Here is a 17,024-nt window from a genome sequence, read left to right as displayed (position 1 = left end):
TTGCTTGCAAAAGTTAGCACCGCGCGGCATCCTCGGAGGCATGGCTTCACTGAACGTCGGCACCCTCGGCGAGTACCTGCGGGAGCAGCGCCGCAACGCGCAGCTGTCCCTGCGTCAGCTCGCCGACGCCGCGGGGGTGTCCAACCCCTACCTCAGCCAGATCGAGCGCGGGCTGCGCAAGCCCAGTGCCGAGATCCTGCAGCAGCTCGCCAGGGCGCTGCGCATCTCCGCCGAGACCCTGTACGTGCAGGCGGGGATCCTCGACGAGCGGGACCAGGGCGGAGGGATGGAGGTGCGGACCGCCATCCTGGCCGACACGGCGATCAACGAGAAGCAGAAGCAAGTCCTCCTGCAGATCTACGAGTCGTTCCGCAAGGAGAACGCCGCAGTGGAGGAAGCTCTTGACGAGCAGCCCGCCGCGCCGCGCGAGCACGTGGCGAAGAAAGCGGCGAAGAAGGCTGTCGCCGTGCTGAAGCCGAACGCGTCCGGACCGGCCGGACCGGGCAGCGGCGACGACGCCGCGGCCGCCGGGTGACCGGCTGCGCCCGGTCGCGCGGAACGAGCGACTGAACAGACGTACACGCCACCATCCTCAAACGGGAGAAACCCTCATGGCGATCACCGAAGACATCGTCAAGACCCTCAAGGACCCGACCCCGCTGTACGCGCTGGCCGGGACCGCGGACCTCGCGGCCGAGAAGCTCAAGGAGGTCCCGCCGCTGATCGAGAAGATCCGCGCCGAGGCCCCCGAGCGGATCGAGAAGATCCGCGGCACCGACCCCAAGGCCGTGCAGGAGAAGGTGACCGCGCAGGCCAAGGACGCCCAGACCAAGGCGCAGGCCAAGGTCAACGAGCTCCTGGGCACCATCGACGGCGACCTGCGCAAGCTGCGTGACTCCGCGCAGGACTTCGCGCTGCAGCAGGTGGGCCGTGCCGCCGAGTACGCGGTCCGCGCCAAGGAGGCCTACGACGGCCTGGCCGAGCGCGGCAAGGACGCGGTCGCGACCTGGCGCGGCGAGGCCGCCGACCAGGTCGAGGACATCGCGGTCGCGATCGAGCCCGAGCCCGTCCCGGCCGCGCGTCAGGCGCCGGTCGCGGACATCAAGCCCGCCCCGGCTCCTTCCCCGGCTCCGGCCCCGGCCCCGGCCCCGGCGCCGGTGCAGGACAGCCAGGCGAAGAAGGCCCCGGTCAAGAAGGCCCCCGTGGCCAAGAAGCCCGCGACGCCGGGCAAGCCCGCTTCCTGAGCGGCCGGAACATCACGGGCCGGGCACGCGCGGCGTGCCCGGCTCGTTGTGCCGGTACGGTGGGAGCCGATGACGGAGGTGGACGGCAATGCTGGTGCAGGGCTTCTACAACTTGCTGGGCTGGATCTCCATCGCCCTGCTGGTCTTCGCGCTGTTCGCGCTGGTCGACGCGGCCATCCGGCGTGAGGACGCCTACCGGGCGGCGGACAAGAAGACCAAGGCCTTCTGGCTGATCATCCTCGCCGTGGCGGCGGCGCTGATCGCGATCCTGCCGATCATGTCGTTCCTGCCGGTCATCGGCCTGATCGCGGTGATCGTCTACACGGTGGACGTGCGTCCCGCCCTCAAGCAGGTGTCCGGTCCGCGGCGGCGCGGCGGTGGCAGCAGCAGCGACGGCCCGTACGGCCCCTTCAACCGCTGAGGCGGAGTTCCCCCCGGCCGGCGGACCGGCCGGGCCCGCGGATCAGGCGCCCGACTCCAGGAGCATGAGGGCGACGTCGTCCGTCAGCTCCCCGCCGTTGAGCTCCCGTACCTCCGTCATGGCCGCGTCCAGCAGCTCCTCGCCGGCGAGTCCGGCGGACAGCTGCCGCCCGACCAGCTCGACCATGCCGTCCTGGCCCAGCCGCTGCGCGCCCAGGCCGATCCGGCCCTCGATGAGCCCGTCGGTGTAGAGCATCAGGCTCCACGCCTCGCCCAGCTCGAAGCGCGCGCCCTCCCAGCAGTCCCGCTGGGGCAGCAGCCCGAGCGCCGGGCCGCCGTGCTCGTACGGCAGCAGCTGCGGTGCCATCCCGGACAGCGACACCAGCGGCGCCGGGTGACCGGCCAGCCAGAGGTCGGCGGCGCGGCCGTCCGGGCTGATGTCGACCTGGCAGAGGGTCGCGAAGATCTCGTCGTCGGACCGCTCGTGCTCCAGGACCTCCTGCAGGGTGCCCAGCAGGGCGGCCCCGCACAGTCCGGCCAGCGTCAGCGCGCGCCAGGCGATGCGCAGCTCGACGCCGAGGGCGGCCTCGTCCGGGCCGTGGCCGCAGACGTCGCCGATCATCGCGTGCACGGTGCCGTCCGGAGTGCGGACGGTGTCGTAGAAGTCGCCGCCGAGCAGGGCCCGGCTGCGGCCGGGCCGGTAGCGGGCGGCGAAGCGCAGGTCGGCGTCGTGGAGCAGCGGCGTGGGGAGCAGCCCGCGTTCCAGCCGCGAGTTCTCCTGGGCGAGCAGCCGGGTCTCGGTCAGCTGGCGCTGGGCGACGTCGGCGCGCTTGCGCTCCACGGCGTAGCGGATGGCCCGGGTCAGGTGGGACGGGTCCAGGTCGGCCGGGGTCAGATGGTCCTGGGCGCCGACGCGGACGGCCTCGGCGGCGCGCTCGGCGTCGGTGTCCGTGCCGGCGGTCAGCACCAGCACGGCGGTGCGCGGGGCGAGCCGCAGGAGCTGCCGCAGGCTGTCCAGCCCGTCGGAGACGCCCTCGGCGGCGGGGGCGGACAGCTCCAGCAGGATGCAGTTGACGTCGTCCCTGAGGAGCCGCTCGGCCTCGGTCAGGTTGCGGGCGCGGCGGATGCGGACCCGTGTGCCGGAGACGTCCAGCAGGTCGGGGACGGTGAAGGCACCGACCGGGTCCTCACCGATGACGAGCAGGGTCAGGGCAGGGGAGGTCCGGCCGTCGGCCAGGATGGTTTCCTGGCGCGGCCCCGGCACGGCGGCGTACTGGTCGGTGCGCCGCTCGGTCGCGGACATCGGCGACATCGGACAATTCCTTCCCTCCCCCCGAGGGCAACGTCCCGGAGCGGTCGGATCGGTCGGATCGGTTGCTCAGCTCCGAGAACACTGAAGGGCGACCATAGCGGTAGCGCCCGGCGGCGGGGGAGGCCCTGTTGGTAAACCGCCCGTGTCATATGCGGTTCTGAGCTGGGGATTTCGGCCGCGGAGGGACGAAGCGGGCATGACCAACGTCACGTTTGCTCGGACGCGGGGTGGTACGGGTCACGCGGCCGGGGTCACAGGACGCAGGTCACAGCGCGGCGGCAGCCCACCGGGCCGCCCGGCACGGCCGCGTGCGGTCATCCGGGGCGCACGACGCCGAGGACGGGCATCGACCCTGCCCCCGCCATCGTGATCCGCCGCCCGGGGCGCGGCGCGTGGACGATGGCGCCGTCGCCCACGTAGATGCCGACATGGCTGGCGTCGTCGAAGTAGACGACCAGGTCGCCCGGGCGCATCGCCGCCACGGGGACGTGCGGCAGGAGCCGCCACTGCTCCTGCGAGGTGCGCGGGATGCCGACCCCGCCGGCGCGCCAGGCGGCCCGGGTCAGCGCCGAGCAGTCGTACGCGGCCGGGCCGTCCGCCCCCCATCCGTAGGGCTTGCCGATCTGCGCCGCGGCGAAGGCGACCGCGGCGGCGCCCTGCCGTGTGGCGCCCGCGGCGTCGCGGCGCAGGCGGGTGGCGGCGTCGGTGCGCAGCCAGGCGACCTGGGAACGGTAGGCGGCCTCGTCCTCCAGCCGTTCCAGCCGTGCCCGCTCCCGGGCCTCCAGGCCGGCGAGCAGGCGCTTCGCCCGGGTCAGACGCGCGGTGACCTCCCGCTCGGCGTCGGCCGCCTCCTTCTGGTCGGCCATGAGGCGCTCCCAGGCGACGGTGGCGGAGTGGGCGTAGGCGCCCAGCTCCCCCGTGGTGGTGCGCAGCTGCTCGATCGTGGTGTCGGCGGCCTGGGCGCCCCGGTCGGCGAGGGTGAGCCCGTCCAGGAAGGCGTCCGGGTCGTCGCTGAGCAGCAGGTCGAGCCCGGGGCCGATGCCGCCGCCGCGGTACTGGGCGCGGGCGAGCGCGCCCGCCTGGGCGGTCAGGGTGCGCAGCCGGATCCGCTCCCGGTCGATGACGCGGGCGAGTGCGACGATCTCCTTCTGCTGGGCGAGGACCCGTTCGTGCGCGGCGTTGTAGGTGTCGGTGGCGCGTTCGGCCTGCCGGTAGAGGGTGCCGACCTCGGCCCGTACGTCCCGGAGCGTACGGGGCGGGCGGGGCGGATCGGCGTGCGCGACCGGCACGGGGGCGGCGAGGAGCAGCAGCGCGGCACAGGCCAGGCAGGCCGTACGCTTCATGCGGGCACCTCCGCAGCGTATCTGACGGTCCGTCACATGGCTGTGGATGGTGCCACGGAAGAGGCGAATCGGCCAGAGCCGCGGGCCTGTGCATCGCCCTCCGGCGCCATGTCGGCCCGGCCCGGGACGTGTTCGGTGGCTGTGGACGGCTGCCGTCGGCGGGCGCGATCGGCCCGGTCCGGCGGGGTGCCCGCGTCGTCGTGTACGGATCCGACACGGGTCCCGCGCACCGTCCGGGCGGCGTGGCGACCGCGGCCGCGGGGATCAGTCCGGTGCCGGGGCCAGGGCCTCCCAGCGGACGGTCACCTCGCCCTGGCGCCAGCGGGACGGGGTGTCGGTGACGGGCCAGCCGCCCGGGCCCGCCAGGCTGCGCACCGTGCGGATCCAGCGCTGCCGGGCGCCCAGGGAGGCGAAGGGCGCGGCGGCCGCCCACGCGCGGTCGAAGTCGGTGAGGAACGCGTGCACGGGCTCGCCCGGCACATTGCGGTGGATCAGCGCCTTGGGCAGCCGCTCCGCCAGGTCGGAGGGGCGCTCCAGCGAGCCGAGCCGGGTGGCGAAGGTCACCGTGCGCGGGCCCTCGGGGCCGAGCGCCACCCACACGTGGCGGCGGCCGATCTCGTCGCAGGTGCCCTCCACCAGCAGCCCGTCCGGCGCGAGCCGGGACCGCAGGCGCGTCCACACCTCGGCGACGCGCTCCTCGTCGTACTGCCGCAGCACGTTCGCCGCCCGGATCAGGGCCGGCCTGCGGCCGTCCGGGAGGGGCACTTCGAATCCGCCGTGCGCGAAGGAGAGCCCCTCACGGGCGTACGGCCGGGCGGCGGCCACCCGGGCCGGGTCGATCTCGATGCCGACGACCTCGGCGTCGGGGCGCGCGGTGCGCAGCCTTCCCAGCAGCTCCAGGGCCGTCCAGGGAGCGGCGCCGTAGCCCAGGTCCACGGCGAGTGGGTCGTCGCTGCGCCGCAGCGCGGGTCCGTGCCGCGCCGCGATCCAGCGGTCCATGCGGCGCAGCCGGTTGGGGTTGGTCGTCCCCCGGGTCACCTCTCCGACCGGCCGTGTCGCGCGCATGCGCCGAGCCTATGCGAGCCCGCGGGCGCCGGATCCGGGCCGTGTCGACGGTCACGCTTTGGCAAAGCGGAAATGGATCTAGGCCTTCCACTGGTTGTCACCGTTCAGGGGCGGCCTCCGCTCGGCCGCCCGTCGCAGAAGTGGAGGACGCGACGTGAGCCAGTACGTGGCGAAGGTCCTGGCCGGTGGTGCCCATCGCCGGTTGCGCCGCCATGGCGTCGGTGGACGCCGTCCGCGGCGCGTGGCCATGCTCAGCGTGCACACCTCGCCCCTCCACCAGCCCGGCACCGGGGACGCGGGCGGTATGAACGTCTACATCGTCGAGCTGGCCAAGCGGCTCGCGGAGGGCCCCGGCGTGGAGGTCGAGATCTTCACCCGCGCCACCACGGCCGCCCTGCCGCCCACGGTCGAGCTGGCCCCCGGGGTCCTGGTGCGGCACGTGGACGCCGGCCCGTACGAGGGCCTGGCCAAGGAGGACCTTCCCGCGCAGCTGTGCGCCTTCACCCACGGCGTGATGCACGCCGAGGCCAGCCACCGGCAGGGCCACTACGACCTGGTGCACTCGCACTACTGGCTCTCCGGCCACGTCGGCTGGCTCGCCGCCGAGCGCTGGGGCGTCCCGCTCGTCCACGCCATGCACACCATGGCCAAGGTCAAGAACGCGGCGCTCGCCGAGGGCGACACCCCCGAGCCCACGGCCCGGGTCATCGGCGAGACGCAGATCGTCAACGCCGCCGACCGGCTGATCGCCAACACCGCCGAGGAGTCGGACGAACTCATCCGGCACTACGAGGCCGACCCCGGCAAGGTCGCCGTCGTCCACCCCGGGGTGAACCTGGACCGCTTCCGGCCGGACGCCCACGGCGGCCGCGCCGGGGCCCGCGCGCGCCTCGGCCTGCCGCAGGACGCGGTGATCCCGCTCTTCGCCGGCCGGATACAGCCCCTCAAGGCGCCGGACATCCTGCTGCGCGCCGCGGCGATCCTGCTGGCGGAGGACCCGTCGCTGCGCGACCGCCTCGTCGTCCCGGTCGTCGGCGGGCCGAGCGGCAGCGGCCTGGCCAAGCCCGAGCGCCTGCAGAAGCTCGCCGCCCGGCTCGGCATCTCCGACCTCGTGCGCTTCCAGCCGCCGGTCGCCCAGGACCGGCTCGCGGACTGGTACCGGGCCGCGTCCGTGCTGGTCATGCCCTCGTACAGCGAGTCGTTCGGGCTGGTCGCCATCGAGGCGCAGGCCTGCGGCACGCCGGTGGTGGCGGCCTCGGTCGGCGGACTGCCGGTGGCCGTGAAGGACGGCGAGACCGGCTTCCTCGTCGCGGGCCACGACCCGGCCGACTACGCGCGCGCCCTGCGCCGCTTCGTCGAGCACCCGGAGCTGGTGCCCGCCATGGGCGGGGCCGCCGCCCGGCACGCGGGGTGCTTCGGCTGGGACGCGGCGGCCACCAGGACCGCCGAGGTGTACGCGGGTGCGATGGCCGAGCGGCGGCGTCGCCTACGATCGCCGCATGGGTGAGCGGGAGCAGACGGCGGCGCGCGCGGCGGTCGAGCGGGCACTGGAGGACGCGGAACTCGGCTGGGAGACCGGCGCCGGGGGCGAGTACGTCGTCAAGCTCCCCGGCACGCGCAAGCTGTCCACCACCGTCGCCCTGGCCGTGGGACGGCACACCCTGACGGTCAACGCCTTCGTCGTGCGCCGCCCCGACGAGAACCACGAGGCGTTCTACCGCTGGCTCCTGGAGCGCAACACCCGGCTGTACGGCGTGGCCTACGCCATCGACGCGCTCGGCGACGTCTACCTCTCCGGCCGGCTGCCGCTGGTCGCGGTGACGCCCGAGGAGGTCGACCGGCTGCTGGGCGCCGTCCTCGAGAACGCGGACGGCAGCTTCAACACGCTGCTGGAACTCGGCTTCGCCGACGCGATCCGCAAGGAGCACGCATGGCGGACCGCGCGGGGCGAGTCCACGCGCAACCTCGACGCGTTCACCCATCTGATCGGCAAGGCCGGCAAGCGTGCCGAGTAGCGTCACCGCCGCCTGAGCGTCACCGGGGTCTTCGACCACGACGGCTCCCACGGCGGCGACGCGTCGGCGGGACCGCTGTACGGGGCGCGCCTCGCGCTGTACGAGGCGCAGCGCGCCCTGCGCCTCCCGCGCTAGCAGTCCGCCGTCGGCTCCGGCTCCGGTATCCGTACCGGGGCCGGCGGCACCGCCTCCACCGGCTCGGCCTGCGCCCCGCGCTCCCGCAGCAGCAGCCAGTAGCCGGCGCCGGCGACCGTGCCGACCACGGCGCAGGCACCCCACACCACGCCGCCGCCCCACCGGTCCAGCGCCACGCCGCCCAGCAGCGGCCCGGCGAAGGACGCCGCGGGCCAGGCGAGCGAGTACATGCCCTGGTAGCGCCCCCGGGCGTGGGCCGGCGCCAGGTCGGCGACCAGCGACATCGAGGCCGGCGCGTGCAGGATCTCGCCGATCGTCCACACCGCCACCGTCAGCGCGTAGAAGGGGACCGAACCGGCGAAGGCGGTGAGCCCGAAGCCCCAGCCCATCAGCAGCGTGCCGGCGGTGAGCAGCGCCGCCACGCTCCGTTGCTCGACGAGCCGGGTGAGCGGGATCTGCAGGAGCACGATCAGCAGGCCGTTGAGCCCGATGATCAGGCCGTACTGGCTCGCGGAGAAGCCCTGGCGGCCCATGTCGACCGAGAGCGTCGTCGAACCCTGCTGGGTGACCGTGCCCAGCAGGAACGTCAGCGCGACGAACCACATGAAGCGCTGGTCGCGCAGGACGACCCCGAGGCCGACCCGCGACTTCCCGTCCCCGGCCGCTCCGGCCGCCCTGGCCGCCCCGGCGGACCGCCCCGGGCTCGCGGGCTCCCGGCCCGGCATGGACTCCGGCACCTTGGCGTAGATCACCAGCGCGCAGAGCACCGTCATGAACGCGTCGCCGAGGAAGAGCCAGAGGTAGCCCTGCGAGGCGATGAGGCCGGCCGCCGCCGAGGAGACGGCGAAGCCGATGTTGATGGCCCAGTAGTTGAGCGAGAACGCCCGCACCCGGTCCGCGGCGGGCACCACGTCCGCCATCATCGCCTGCACCGCGGGCCGCGACGCGCTGCTCGCCACGCCGATCACGGTGGCCACCCCCGCGATCTCCGCCTGCCCGTCCATGAAGGCCAGCGTCGCCGTGCCGGCCGCGGCCGCGACCTGCGCCAGCAGCATCGTCGAGCGCCGCCCCAGCCGGTCGGTCAGCACCCCGCCGACGACCGCGCCGACGGCGCCGCCGAGGCCGTACAGGGACGCGACGAGACCGGCGTAGGTGGCGGAGTAGCCCCGGTCGAGGGTGAGGTAGAGCGCGAGGAAGGTGACGACGAAGCCGCCGAGCCGGTTGACCAGTGTGCTGGTCCACAGCCACCAGAAGGTCCGGGGGAGTCCCGAGACGGTCTCCCGTACGGCACGTCTGACATCGGGCACGGCGGCTGCTCCTCGCGGCGTCGGGGCGTCGTAGGCGTAATGGGCCAGGATGGCCTGCGCAGCTTACATCGGCCCTCCGGAGGGCACCAAAGGGTTTTCTCTTAGACTCCTTGCCATGGCTGAAGCTCCGTACAAGCTGATCCTCCTCCGCCACGGCGAGAGCGAGTGGAACGCTAAGAACCTCTTCACTGGCTGGGTTGACGTCAACCTGAACGAAAAGGGCGAGAAGGAGGCGGTCCGGGGCGGCGAGCTGCTGAAGGACGCCGGACTCCTCCCCGATGTCGTCCACACATCCCTCCAGAAGCGCGCGATCCGCACCGCGCAGCTGGCCCTCGAGGCCGCCGACCGGCACTGGATCCCCGTCCACCGCAGCTGGCGCCTCAACGAGCGCCACTACGGCGCCCTCCAGGGCAAGGACAAGGCGCAGACCCTCGCCGAGTTCGGCGAGGAGCAGTTCATGCTCTGGCGCCGCTCCTACGACACCCCGCCGCCGCCGATCGAGGACGGCAGCGAGTTCTCCCAGAGCGACGACCCGCGCTACGCCTCCATCCCGCCGGAGCTGCGCCCGCGCACCGAGTGCCTGAAGGACGTCGTCGACCGCATGCTGCCGTACTGGTACGACGGCATCGTCCCCGACCTCCTCACCGGCCGCACCGTCCTGGTCGCCGCCCACGGCAACAGCCTGCGCGCCCTCGTCAAGCACCTCGACGGCATCTCCGACGCCGACATCGCGGGCCTGAACATCCCCACCGGCATCCCGCTCGCCTACGAGCTCGACGCCGACTTCCGCCCCGTCACGGCGGGCGGCCGCTACCTCGACCCCGAGGCGGCCGCGGCGGCGATCGAGGCCGTGAAGAACCAGGGCAAGAAGAAGTAATCAGACACGATCAAGCCCCCTGCCTGCGGTTTCTCCGCGGGGAGGGGGCTTGTTGCTGCTCCGGGGCCGTCTCTGGGCCGTCAGCCGGTTGATCGGGCCGTGCTCAGTCCTTCAGGAACTCCGGATCCGGCCGTTCTCTCGTCTCCGCCTGTGCTCCCACCTCGCGGAGGGCCGAGACGGCTGCCGCAGCGTCTTCCTCGGGCACGCCGGCGAGAATCGCGGCGGGAACCTGCGTCACCAGAACCTTGCTGTGCCAGAGGCTCAGCCCCTTCAGCCGACGCACGACCTGCGCGACATCCAGCACGCGGACGCCCGGATCGGTGAGCACCGCGTCATGAGGCACGTCGTCGCACACCAGCTCCACGTACTCGTCCGTCATCGCTCCCCCCACCTCTCTCCGGCTCGGAGCCTACGAGCCCTGAAGTGCTGCGTCGCGTCAATTCGGTGGCGTCGAAGACGGCGGCCACGGCTTTTCGAGTGCGCTCCTGGCTCGACGGCAGGAGGTGTGCGTACACCCGGAGCGTCAGCCCAGGGTCCGAGTGGCCGTCCCGTCGTCGCTCACGCTCCGCCGGGCGCGCGGCCCGCGTCCGGCCGCCCGCCAGACGGCGGAGGGTTGCCGAGGAGAACCCCGCTGTGGCTGGGGCGGTCGGCTCCGCGGCTCTACGCAGGCACCATGGGGCGAGCCCCGAATCTCGGGGCCCACATCGGGCTATTGCGGGCAGGCGAGGAGCCAGCCCGATTCGCGGCCAGCGTACGGGCCCCGATCTCCCGCCCCACGGCAGCTCCAGCCCAAAGCCTCTACGCGCCGACCGGGCGGTACGGTGCAAGTTGTCGATCACGGGAGGGGCGGATGGCTGGCCGTCTTCAGCTTGAGTGGGACTTGCGCGATAACGGTTGGGCCGTCTGTCGAATCGCCGAGGGAACGGCGAACGCCACGTTCTATGTCAGCTACTGCACCGATGGCTTGGCAGATCTCTTGTCTGGTGTTGGCGGGCTTTACGGGGTGAGCCATGTGGAGCGGTTCTTCTTCGACTCCGAGCCGATGGAGGTTCGGTGGGTTCTGCGGAGAGAAGGAGCCGACGTCGCCATTGCGATCTACACGTTTCCCGACGTCGGTATCAGCCCTGATCTGCCGGACTCGGACGGCCGCCTGGCATGGACTGCCACTAAGCCCCTCAGCGAGTTGGCTCATGTTGTTCTCGCCACCGCGCAACAGGTTCTGAAGGAACATGGCGAAGACGGCTACATGGCCAAGTGGATCAGGTATCCCTATCCCGTCGCCGCTCTCCAGGACCTACGCAGGCTGCACCTGCACCACGATCAGTGCGAGCTTCCGCATGACATGACGTTGCCGCTTGCGTAGACGCCGGGCCGTCCGAGGCTGGCCAATGGTGACAGGCGAAGACAGCGTCGACCAGCCGCACCACTGATCGAGCGCCCTAGGCACCCTCGGTCGACGAGCCCCCAGCGCAGCCGCCACCAGGCGGCGGGCTAGTGTGCGCCTTGTGGGAGGGGCAGGAGTGACGGACAAACCAAAATGGCAGAACCATCCGGTCTGGTACCTGGTGATCATGGTGCCGCAGCTAATATTCGTGACCTCCGAGGACGATGCAATCAGTCGTTTCCTGGGGGCGTCGAGTCTCGCGCTGTGGGGAATCCTTTGTGGGCGCGAATTGGCGAAGCGGGCCGCGTACCGGAGGACTACCGCTGAGGGCGCAGTCGCGGCGGACAAGAGACGCCAGTGGCGCGAACGTAGCCGCAACACCTAGCCCGCAACCCGAGTACCTCAAGGCCTTCTTCCGACCGAATCCGCCCCCCGAGCGGTCGCTGGCTATGAGCGTCGGCTGCGTCGTGAACGCGCACCCAGAACGCGGCGTCAAGGCGAGCTGTACAGCACGGAAGTACAGCAACTATGGAGACCTTGCCCGCCCCGCACCACCTCTCTGTGGCCTTGCGGCGACTGGTATGACCGCCGTGGACCGATTCGACCCTAGCTACGGATCAGAAGGTGCGGCGTGGCGGAGGGCCGGGCTCCCTGGGCCGACTCTGGGCCGTGCGAGGTTGCTCAACGGCGGCCAACGACGACCAATGACACCCACTCAGGCGCCGCGGGGCTCCGCTCGGACCAGCGAAAACGCAGGTCGCCGACTTCTCGGGCAAGACCCGGGGCAAGAACAAGTGGATTTCGTGATCATGCCCCTGATCTGCGCTTTCGGTGTGGATCGGGGGCATTTTCGCGGGCTGGGACCTCCCTGGGACCTGAGCCCGTGTGATCTTGAGGAACCGATAGGCGGCCGAGCCTGCCGCTCAGGACTACCTCGCTCGCCTCCGCGAGCTCGGGCAAGGAACCTCCGGCTTCTTGCCTCGGTAACAGGAGGTGCGGCCTACGGCCGCGCGAATCTTGGCAGTTCGCTGCGCTCGCGTGCGACGCCGTTCGGGAGCTCCCGCCCGCCGCGTGCTTCCGGACCGACTCGGACCTGGCGTGCCCGACGGGTCGGCTCAGTCCCTGCGATTCGCCCGGCTGCGCTCGCGCGGGAGCGCCCCGCGGCGCGTGGCTGCGGGGCGCCTTGTGGGGTTTAGTCGACCTGCTCCCCGTCGTGCGTACCGCCCTTGCAGCAGCTGCCCTCTTCGTTGATCGCGGGCGTTCCGCCGCCCTCCTTGCACTCGGAAGGGGTGACGTAGGATGCGGCACCCTGTGCGGCGGTGGCGGTGGCGGCGCCTGTGAGGCCGAGTCCGGTGAGGGCTGCCGTGGCGATGACGGCGGCGAGGATTCGTCGAATGCGCATGTGGTTCCCCCTTCGCGCACTGCCTCGGTTGGGGCACTGGTCAGCTTGATCTTCACCCATGTGGGTGGCACGTCATGTTGCGCCATTCGGGTGGCGGCGCTGTCGGGTGCGGGGTCGATGACGCGATCCGTCGGACAGGCCCTGGAACGAAGAAGGAGTAACCCTTACCGATCAAGCCCCTGCCTGCGGATTCTCCGCGAGTAGGAGCCTGTTGGCGCTCCGGGGCCGACGGGATGTGGCTACGATCTCGGTCACATCGAGGGAGGGACGTCACCATGGCGATGGGGCTTGCAGGGTTGCCCGGCAGAGAGTGGATGATCCGGGACGCGAAGGGGCGGAAGTACAGCTACGACTCCGAGGAAGAGGCGTTCGAGGAGCTTCACGAGTACGGGGACGGCGCGAGCGTGTGGACGCGGGACGTCTACCGGGTGTTCTTCCTGACCCGGTCCGTCGAGGGCTGGAAGCAGGTTCCCGCTCCGCGCGGTTAGGGGAGGCCGAACGCCGGCGGGTTCGGTTCCGCGCGGCTGTGGTGTCCCGGGGCCTGCCGGGACATGCTGTGCGCATGGAGGACGAGCCCCTGGAGCAATGGGTGGAGCGCCGCGAGGAACGGCAGGCACGCAGGAAGGGCCGGCTTCGTGCCGGCACCCTTGCGTCGGGGCCGCCACGGGGCGCTCACGTGGATCCGGACGCCCCACGTCTCATCTCGCAATGGGACGGCTACGCATGGCAACCGGTCGCCGTGGTCTCCGGCCTGGCGGAAGCCCGGGCCCTGCTGAACGCGGCCCGGCGCGGTCGGCAGGCCGGGCCCCCGGACGGGGGAAAGCGCGCGGTCCCGCCCCCTCCCGCTGCGGCCGCCGACCGGCGGGAGGCACGGCTGCGGGCACTGCTGGACGAATAGCCGGGCCTCGGCACGCGCACCGCCGCTCAGGAGTAGAAGCCCCGGCCGAACTCCTCGAGCCCGAAGCTGAAGTCGTCCGGGCGCTCCCGGCGCAGTTCCTCGTGCCGGACGGCGACCACGTCGATGGCCTCGTGAATCGAGCAGCCCAGGGTTTCCCGGATCGTCCGCACCGCGAACATGATCCGGTGATCGAGGATGTCGCGGTCCACGCTCGCCGGCAGTGCGGTCACGGTCCCTCCGAAAGTCGCTGTCCCCGCAGCAGGGCAGAGCGGCCGCGCCGAGCGGTGTCGGTGGCCGCCGCTAGCATCGGCGGCAGCCTTCGGGGAGGGAGCCATGGGGTACACCGGCGATTTCGTACTGGCGCGGAGTGACGCGCCGTTGGAGCGGACGCGCGGGTTCGAGGAGTCCGCCGACGACCTGAACGTGTGCGTGCCGCGTCCCGGGGGCTGGCAGACGCTGCAATTCGACCGTTCGCTTCCGGACAGCGACGACGACCGATGGCTGGAGAGGCTGGTGGCCGCGACCGGTTCGCCCGTCCTGATCGCGAGCGTCTTCGACAGCGACGTCTGCCTCGTACGCGGCCTCACGCCCTCCGGAGCGGTCTGGTCCGCCTTCCTCGACCCGGAGATGGCCGCCGACTACGAGATCGCCGGGTCGCCGCCGGCCGTGGACGACGCGCCTCCGGGGGAGAGCGAGAAGGAGCGGAACGTCCGCTGGATGCTCGCGGAGGTGCCGGGGACCGCGGAGGAGATCGCCGGCTGGGCCGCCGAGGCCGGGTTCACCGCGGACCGTGACACGCTGCGCGAGGTGCTCGCCAAACGGGCGGACCCGTTCGTGGAGGACCTGTTCTTCGAACTGATCGACGCTTGCGGACTGCCGCCCGTCCGACCGGAAGGAGAAGACCCCGTGGACACCGACCCTCTCGCGCACCCCGGTCACCGCCTCGATGACAACAGCCCCCGTGGCGCCGAGCTGGAGAAGGCGGTGCTGAACCTCCCGCGTGACGGGCACCTGGTCATGGAGTGCGCCGCGGACCAGCAGTGCTACGCCCAGGTGTGGCGCCGCCCCGACGGCACGTACCAGCTCGAGTACCGCGACCGCGCCCCCGCCGAGCACTACCGGACGCGAACGGCGTCCGCGGAGAAGGTCGTCGCGGCCCTTCAGGGCTGGACGGCGGGCGGTGTCGCCTGGCGGGACGCCTTCCAGTGGGAGTCCATCGGTGCCTGGTTCGCCGATTCCTAGGGGTCCAGGGTCGAGCCCCATGACCGACCCCTCCTCCCATCCCGTCTCGACGGCCGGCGCGTACGACGCCGTCGCCGTCCTCTACGCGGAACTGTTCCGCGACTCGCTCGGCTCGCTCCCGCTGGACCGCGCGATGATCGCGGCCTTCGCCGACTCCGTGCGGGCGGCCGGCGGGAGGAGCGTCGCCGACCTCGGCTGCGGTCCGGGGTACCTCACCGCGCACCTGCGGGACCTGGGGCTGGAGGCCTTCGGCGTCGACCTGTCGCCGGTGATGATCGGCCTCGCCCGCGAGGCGCATCCGGAACTGCGCTTCGACGTCGGCTCGATGGACGCCCTGGACGACGTCGCCGACGGCGAGCTGGACGGCATCGTGTCCTGGTACTCCGTCATCCACACACCGCCCGCCGAACTGCCCCCGTACTTCGACGAGTTCCGCCGGACCCTGGCCCCGGGCGGCCATCTCCTGCTGGGCTTCTTCGAATCCGGCGGCGGCCCCCTCGAGGCGTTCGACCACAAGGTGACGACGGCCTACCGGTGGCCGATCGACGACCTCGCCGCCCTGGCGGCGGCCGCCGGCTTCACCGAAACCGGCCGCATGCTCCGGGAGCCCGGACCGGACGAACGCTTCCGCAGGGGCCACCTGCTGATGACCAGGGCCCGGCCGACCGAACCCGGCGTCAGCGCAGCCGCGAGGACGACAGGATCGATGCCAGGTGGGCCACCACCATCAGCCACGTGATCACCGCCAGCGCGGCGAGCGTCCAAGCGGTGGGGGCGGGACTGCCGGTCAGGGCGTCCGCGACGGCCGCGGCGAGGAGGACGAGGGAGGCCTCGATGCCGTTGGTGAGGCGGTGGATCTTGAGGGCGGAGGCGAGCCGGCGGACGGTGGCGACGCCCTCGGAACGGGGCCTGGCAGCCTCGTCGTCGGCGACGGACAGGCCCCGGCGGGCGCGGGCGACGTCGACGAGGTCGGTGGACGCCTTCAGCAGCACGACGCCCAGGGCCGTCGCGAGGCCGACCGAGGCCCAGTACGCGGACCCGTCGTGGGCCACCCGGAAACCGGCCCCGGTCAGCAGTGCCGCGTCGGCCAGGTAGGCGCCGAGACGGTCGACGTAGATGCCGGTCGCGCTGTTCTGCCCCTTCCAGCGGGCGACCTCGCCGTCCACGCAGTCGAAGAGCAGGAAGAGCTGGAAGAGCACGGCGGCCAGCACGGCCCCGGTGAGCCCGGGGATGAGAAGGGCGGCGCCCGCGCCGACACCGCACACGACCATCGTCCAGGTCAGCGTGTCGGGGGAGATCCGGGTCCGCACCAGTTGCCGGGTCATGCGGAGCGAAACGCGCCGCATGTAGAGGCGGCCCGCCCAATGCTCGCCGTTGCGGCTCCGCAGCTTCGCCTGCGGCTGGCAGACCTCGCGCAGCTCCGCCAGTGCCGGGGCAGCAACCATGACGATCTCCTCCCAACTGATCACCGCGCACCGAGGTGATCGGCACAGGCTAGGGGACGCCTCCGCGACGCCCGTCGGGGGCCCCGCGATGGCGAACCGGCACATGGCCGTACGCCGATGAGTTTCCGCCGCCGGGACCGTCCTTAGGACGTACGCGCCCATGCGTCAGGAGGAGGCAGCGATGACCACCGACGGATTCACCACGTGCCTGTGGTTCGACGGGAAGGCCGAGGAGGCGGCGAACCACTACGTCTCGATCTTCAAGAACTCCGCGATCGGCACGATCGGCCGGTACAACGAGGCCGGGCCCGGCCCCGCGGGGTCCGTGCTGGCCGTTGAGTTCACGGCCAACGGGCAGAAGTTCGTGGCGCTGAACGGCGGTCCGCACTTCACCTTCAACGAGGCGGTCTCGTTCCAGATCCGCTGCTCCGACCAGGCCGAGGTCGACTACTACTGGGAGAAGCTCACCGACGGCGGTGAGGAGGGCCCCTGCGGGTGGCTGAAGGACCGGTACGGGGTGTCCTGGCAGGTGTTCCCCGAGGTGCTGCTGGAGATGGTCGGGGACGCCGACCCGGAGAAGGCCAGGCGGGCCACGGAGGCGATGCTGTCCATGAAGAAGATGGACCTCGCCGCGCTGCGGCGCGCGTACGACGGCGGGTGACCCGGGGGGAACACGGCGTCGGGGGCCCGTCCGGAGCGACCGGACGGGCCCCCGAGCGTGAGGAACGCGGGTGGCGTGGACTCGGTGGAGTCAGCAGCTGCCGCCGCAGCGGCAGGGCGCTCCGGACTGGCAGCCGCATCCGCAGCCCGAACCGCAGCCGCACGCTCCGAGCAGCGGCAGCTCACGGATGCCGGGGGACTGCGGGGTCCCCTCGGGGGACGGCTGGTCGCGGGCGGTGGGCGACGTGGGGGACTCGGGCATGGTTACCCTCCTA

21 protein-coding genes and 1 pseudogene are annotated in these 17,024 nt (G+C 72.2%); 12 read left to right on the top strand and 10 right to left on the bottom strand.

What is annotated here, in order from left to right:
• Positions 1-40 precede the first annotated feature (40 nt).
• The 3 genes from ACFV3E_RS21420 (at position 41) to ACFV3E_RS21410 (ending at position 1,665) form a co-directional block, all read left to right on the top strand.
• Positions 41-535 carry a helix-turn-helix domain-containing protein gene (locus ACFV3E_RS21420; RefSeq protein ID WP_500536058.1) on the top strand — a complete coding sequence of 165 codons (495 nt, stop codon included), beginning with the start codon at positions 41-43 and terminating at the stop codon, positions 533-535.
• A gap of 76 nt (positions 536-611) precedes the next feature.
• Entirely contained in the window at positions 612-1,244 is a 633-nt protein-coding gene (locus tag ACFV3E_RS21415) for a hypothetical protein (protein ID WP_500367561.1), read from the top strand.
• An 88-nt stretch (positions 1,245-1,332) separates the two neighbouring features.
• Entirely contained in the window at positions 1,333-1,665 is a 333-nt protein-coding gene (locus tag ACFV3E_RS21410) for a DUF2516 family protein (RefSeq protein ID WP_499513161.1), read from the top strand.
• Positions 1,666-1,707: 42 nt separating this feature from the next.
• Here the strand turns inward: ACFV3E_RS21410 and ACFV3E_RS21405 are convergent, their stop codons facing one another.
• From ACFV3E_RS21405 to ACFV3E_RS21395, 3 genes are all read right to left on the bottom strand, one after another.
• A complete protein-coding gene (locus ACFV3E_RS21405) occupies positions 1,708-2,976 on the bottom strand; it encodes a PP2C family protein-serine/threonine phosphatase (RefSeq protein WP_500536057.1) in 1,269 nt (422 codons plus the stop codon).
• Between the two features lie 314 nt (positions 2,977-3,290).
• The gene (locus tag ACFV3E_RS21400) at positions 3,291-4,319 is read right to left on the bottom strand and encodes a C40 family peptidase (protein WP_500536056.1); all 1,029 of its coding nucleotides are present in this window, start codon (positions 4,317-4,319) and stop codon (positions 3,291-3,293) included.
• Between the two features lie 264 nt (positions 4,320-4,583).
• On the bottom strand, positions 4,584-5,384 hold the full coding sequence (locus ACFV3E_RS21395) for a class I SAM-dependent methyltransferase (protein WP_500536055.1): 801 nt from the start codon (positions 5,382-5,384) through the stop codon (positions 4,584-4,586).
• A 154-nt stretch (positions 5,385-5,538) separates the two neighbouring features.
• On the opposite strand from ACFV3E_RS21395, the gene mshA reads away from it, so the two are divergent.
• Complete coding sequence (mshA, locus tag ACFV3E_RS21390; protein ID WP_500367551.1) at positions 5,539-6,891, top strand: D-inositol-3-phosphate glycosyltransferase; 1,353 nt, start codon at positions 5,539-5,541, stop codon at positions 6,889-6,891.
• On the top strand, positions 6,884-7,399 hold the full coding sequence (locus tag ACFV3E_RS21385; protein WP_500367549.1) for a YbjN domain-containing protein: 516 nt from the start codon (positions 6,884-6,886) through the stop codon (positions 7,397-7,399). Before mshA ends, ACFV3E_RS21385 begins: the two co-directional genes overlap by 8 nt.
• Positions 7,400-7,530: 131 nt before the next feature.
• On the opposite strand, the gene ACFV3E_RS21380 is transcribed toward ACFV3E_RS21385, so the two are convergent.
• Positions 7,531-8,841, bottom strand: a complete 1,311-nt coding sequence (locus ACFV3E_RS21380; protein ID WP_500536054.1) for an MDR family MFS transporter — start codon at positions 8,839-8,841, stop codon at positions 7,531-7,533.
• A 115-nt stretch (positions 8,842-8,956) separates the two neighbouring features.
• On the opposite strand from ACFV3E_RS21380, the gene ACFV3E_RS21375 reads away from it, so the two are divergent.
• Positions 8,957-9,718, top strand: coding sequence for a phosphoglyceromutase (locus ACFV3E_RS21375; protein ID WP_500536053.1), 762 nt, complete (start codon positions 8,957-8,959; stop codon positions 9,716-9,718).
• 103 nt (positions 9,719-9,821) lie between these two features.
• Here ACFV3E_RS21375 and ACFV3E_RS21370 read toward each other — a convergent pair whose 3' ends face one another.
• On the bottom strand, positions 9,822-10,097 hold the full coding sequence (locus ACFV3E_RS21370; RefSeq protein WP_500536051.1) for a ribosomal protein L7/L12: 276 nt from the start codon (positions 10,095-10,097) through the stop codon (positions 9,822-9,824).
• Positions 10,051-10,263: pseudogene (locus tag ACFV3E_RS21365) on the bottom strand (hypothetical protein); the annotation flags it as partial. The pseudogene ACFV3E_RS21365 and the gene ACFV3E_RS21370, both read right to left, overlap by 47 nt.
• Positions 10,264-10,568: 305 nt before the next feature.
• On the opposite strand from ACFV3E_RS21365, the gene ACFV3E_RS21360 reads away from it, so the two are divergent.
• Positions 10,569-11,081 (top strand): hypothetical protein, encoded by a 513-nt coding sequence (locus tag ACFV3E_RS21360; protein WP_500536049.1) that lies wholly within the window; start codon positions 10,569-10,571, stop codon positions 11,079-11,081.
• A 1,213-nt stretch (positions 11,082-12,294) separates the two neighbouring features.
• On the opposite strand, the gene ACFV3E_RS21355 is transcribed toward ACFV3E_RS21360, so the two are convergent.
• Entirely contained in the window at positions 12,295-12,504 is a 210-nt protein-coding gene (locus tag ACFV3E_RS21355) for a hypothetical protein (protein ID WP_500536047.1), read from the bottom strand.
• 314 nt (positions 12,505-12,818) lie between these two features.
• Between ACFV3E_RS21355 and ACFV3E_RS21350 the strand changes: the two genes are divergently transcribed.
• Together ACFV3E_RS21350 and ACFV3E_RS21345 are read left to right on the top strand one after the other, a co-directional pair.
• Positions 12,819-12,992, top strand: coding sequence for a hypothetical protein (locus ACFV3E_RS21350; RefSeq protein WP_500536045.1), 174 nt, complete (start codon positions 12,819-12,821; stop codon positions 12,990-12,992).
• Positions 12,993-13,066: 74 nt separating this feature from the next.
• Positions 13,067-13,402, top strand: a complete 336-nt coding sequence (locus ACFV3E_RS21345) for a DUF6087 family protein (RefSeq protein ID WP_500536044.1) — start codon at positions 13,067-13,069, stop codon at positions 13,400-13,402.
• 26 nt (positions 13,403-13,428) lie between these two features.
• Here ACFV3E_RS21345 and ACFV3E_RS21340 read toward each other — a convergent pair whose 3' ends face one another.
• The gene (locus ACFV3E_RS21340) at positions 13,429-13,632 is read right to left on the bottom strand and encodes a hypothetical protein (protein ID WP_500536043.1); all 204 of its coding nucleotides are present in this window, start codon (positions 13,630-13,632) and stop codon (positions 13,429-13,431) included.
• Positions 13,633-13,735: 103 nt separating this feature from the next.
• On the opposite strand from ACFV3E_RS21340, the gene ACFV3E_RS21335 reads away from it, so the two are divergent.
• Together ACFV3E_RS21335 and ACFV3E_RS21330 are read left to right on the top strand one after the other, a co-directional pair.
• Entirely contained in the window at positions 13,736-14,644 is a 909-nt protein-coding gene (locus ACFV3E_RS21335; protein ID WP_500536041.1) for a hypothetical protein, read from the top strand.
• Positions 14,645-14,663: 19 nt separating this feature from the next.
• Positions 14,664-15,383, top strand: coding sequence for a class I SAM-dependent methyltransferase (locus tag ACFV3E_RS21330; protein ID WP_500536039.1), 720 nt, complete (start codon positions 14,664-14,666; stop codon positions 15,381-15,383).
• On the opposite strand, the gene ACFV3E_RS21325 is transcribed toward ACFV3E_RS21330, so the two are convergent.
• On the bottom strand, positions 15,322-16,089 hold the full coding sequence (locus ACFV3E_RS21325) for a CDP-alcohol phosphatidyltransferase family protein (RefSeq protein WP_500536038.1): 768 nt from the start codon (positions 16,087-16,089) through the stop codon (positions 15,322-15,324). The two genes, ACFV3E_RS21330 and ACFV3E_RS21325, sit on opposite strands and share 62 nt — an antisense overlap.
• A 181-nt stretch (positions 16,090-16,270) precedes the next feature.
• Between ACFV3E_RS21325 and ACFV3E_RS21320 the strand changes: the two genes are divergently transcribed.
• On the top strand, positions 16,271-16,750 hold the full coding sequence (locus ACFV3E_RS21320) for a VOC family protein (RefSeq protein ID WP_500536036.1): 480 nt from the start codon (positions 16,271-16,273) through the stop codon (positions 16,748-16,750).
• Positions 16,751-16,840: 90 nt separating this feature from the next.
• On the opposite strand, the gene ACFV3E_RS21315 is transcribed toward ACFV3E_RS21320, so the two are convergent.
• Complete coding sequence (locus ACFV3E_RS21315) at positions 16,841-17,011, bottom strand: hypothetical protein (protein WP_158689751.1); 171 nt, start codon at positions 17,009-17,011, stop codon at positions 16,841-16,843.
• Positions 17,012-17,024 lie beyond the last annotated feature (13 nt).

Origin of the sequence: Streptomyces sp. NPDC059718 (assembly GCF_042733315.1) — a bacterium.
GTDB lineage: Bacteria > Actinomycetota > Actinomycetes > Streptomycetales > Streptomycetaceae > Actinacidiphila.
The sequence above is the reverse complement of the archived record's forward strand: the minus strand, read 5'-3'. Positions and strand labels throughout refer to the sequence as shown.

Coding starts and splice junctions, on each gene's coding strand:
- ACFV3E_RS21410 (WP_499513161.1), top strand. CDS start 1,333: ATGCTGGTGCAGGGCTTCTACAACTTGCTGGGCTGGATCTCCATCGCC.
- ACFV3E_RS21355 (WP_500536047.1), bottom strand. CDS start 12,504: ATGCGCATTCGACGAATCCTCGCCGCCGTCATCGCCACGGCAGCCCTC.
- ACFV3E_RS21330 (WP_500536039.1), top strand. CDS start 14,664: ATGACCGACCCCTCCTCCCATCCCGTCTCGACGGCCGGCGCGTACGAC.
- ACFV3E_RS21415 (WP_500367561.1), top strand. CDS start 612: ATGGCGATCACCGAAGACATCGTCAAGACCCTCAAGGACCCGACCCCG.
- ACFV3E_RS21325 (WP_500536038.1), bottom strand. CDS start 16,089: ATGGTTGCTGCCCCGGCACTGGCGGAGCTGCGCGAGGTCTGCCAGCCG.
- ACFV3E_RS21385 (WP_500367549.1), top strand. CDS start 6,884: ATGGGTGAGCGGGAGCAGACGGCGGCGCGCGCGGCGGTCGAGCGGGCA.
- ACFV3E_RS21360 (WP_500536049.1), top strand. CDS start 10,569: ATGGCTGGCCGTCTTCAGCTTGAGTGGGACTTGCGCGATAACGGTTGG.
- ACFV3E_RS21320 (WP_500536036.1), top strand. CDS start 16,271: ATGACCACCGACGGATTCACCACGTGCCTGTGGTTCGACGGGAAGGCC.
- ACFV3E_RS21400 (WP_500536056.1), bottom strand. CDS start 4,319: ATGAAGCGTACGGCCTGCCTGGCCTGTGCCGCGCTGCTGCTCCTCGCC.
- ACFV3E_RS21375 (WP_500536053.1), top strand. CDS start 8,957: ATGGCTGAAGCTCCGTACAAGCTGATCCTCCTCCGCCACGGCGAGAGC.
- ACFV3E_RS21315 (WP_158689751.1), bottom strand. CDS start 17,011: ATGCCCGAGTCCCCCACGTCGCCCACCGCCCGCGACCAGCCGTCCCCC.
- ACFV3E_RS21345 (WP_500536044.1), top strand. CDS start 13,067: ATGGAGGACGAGCCCCTGGAGCAATGGGTGGAGCGCCGCGAGGAACGG.
- ACFV3E_RS21405 (WP_500536057.1), bottom strand. CDS start 2,976: ATGTCGCCGATGTCCGCGACCGAGCGGCGCACCGACCAGTACGCCGCC.
- ACFV3E_RS21350 (WP_500536045.1), top strand. CDS start 12,819: ATGATCCGGGACGCGAAGGGGCGGAAGTACAGCTACGACTCCGAGGAA.
- ACFV3E_RS21420 (WP_500536058.1), top strand. CDS start 41: ATGGCTTCACTGAACGTCGGCACCCTCGGCGAGTACCTGCGGGAGCAG.
- ACFV3E_RS21335 (WP_500536041.1), top strand. CDS start 13,736: ATGGGGTACACCGGCGATTTCGTACTGGCGCGGAGTGACGCGCCGTTG.
- ACFV3E_RS21370 (WP_500536051.1), bottom strand. CDS start 10,097: ATGACGGACGAGTACGTGGAGCTGGTGTGCGACGACGTGCCTCATGAC.
- ACFV3E_RS21395 (WP_500536055.1), bottom strand. CDS start 5,384: ATGCGCGCGACACGGCCGGTCGGAGAGGTGACCCGGGGGACGACCAAC.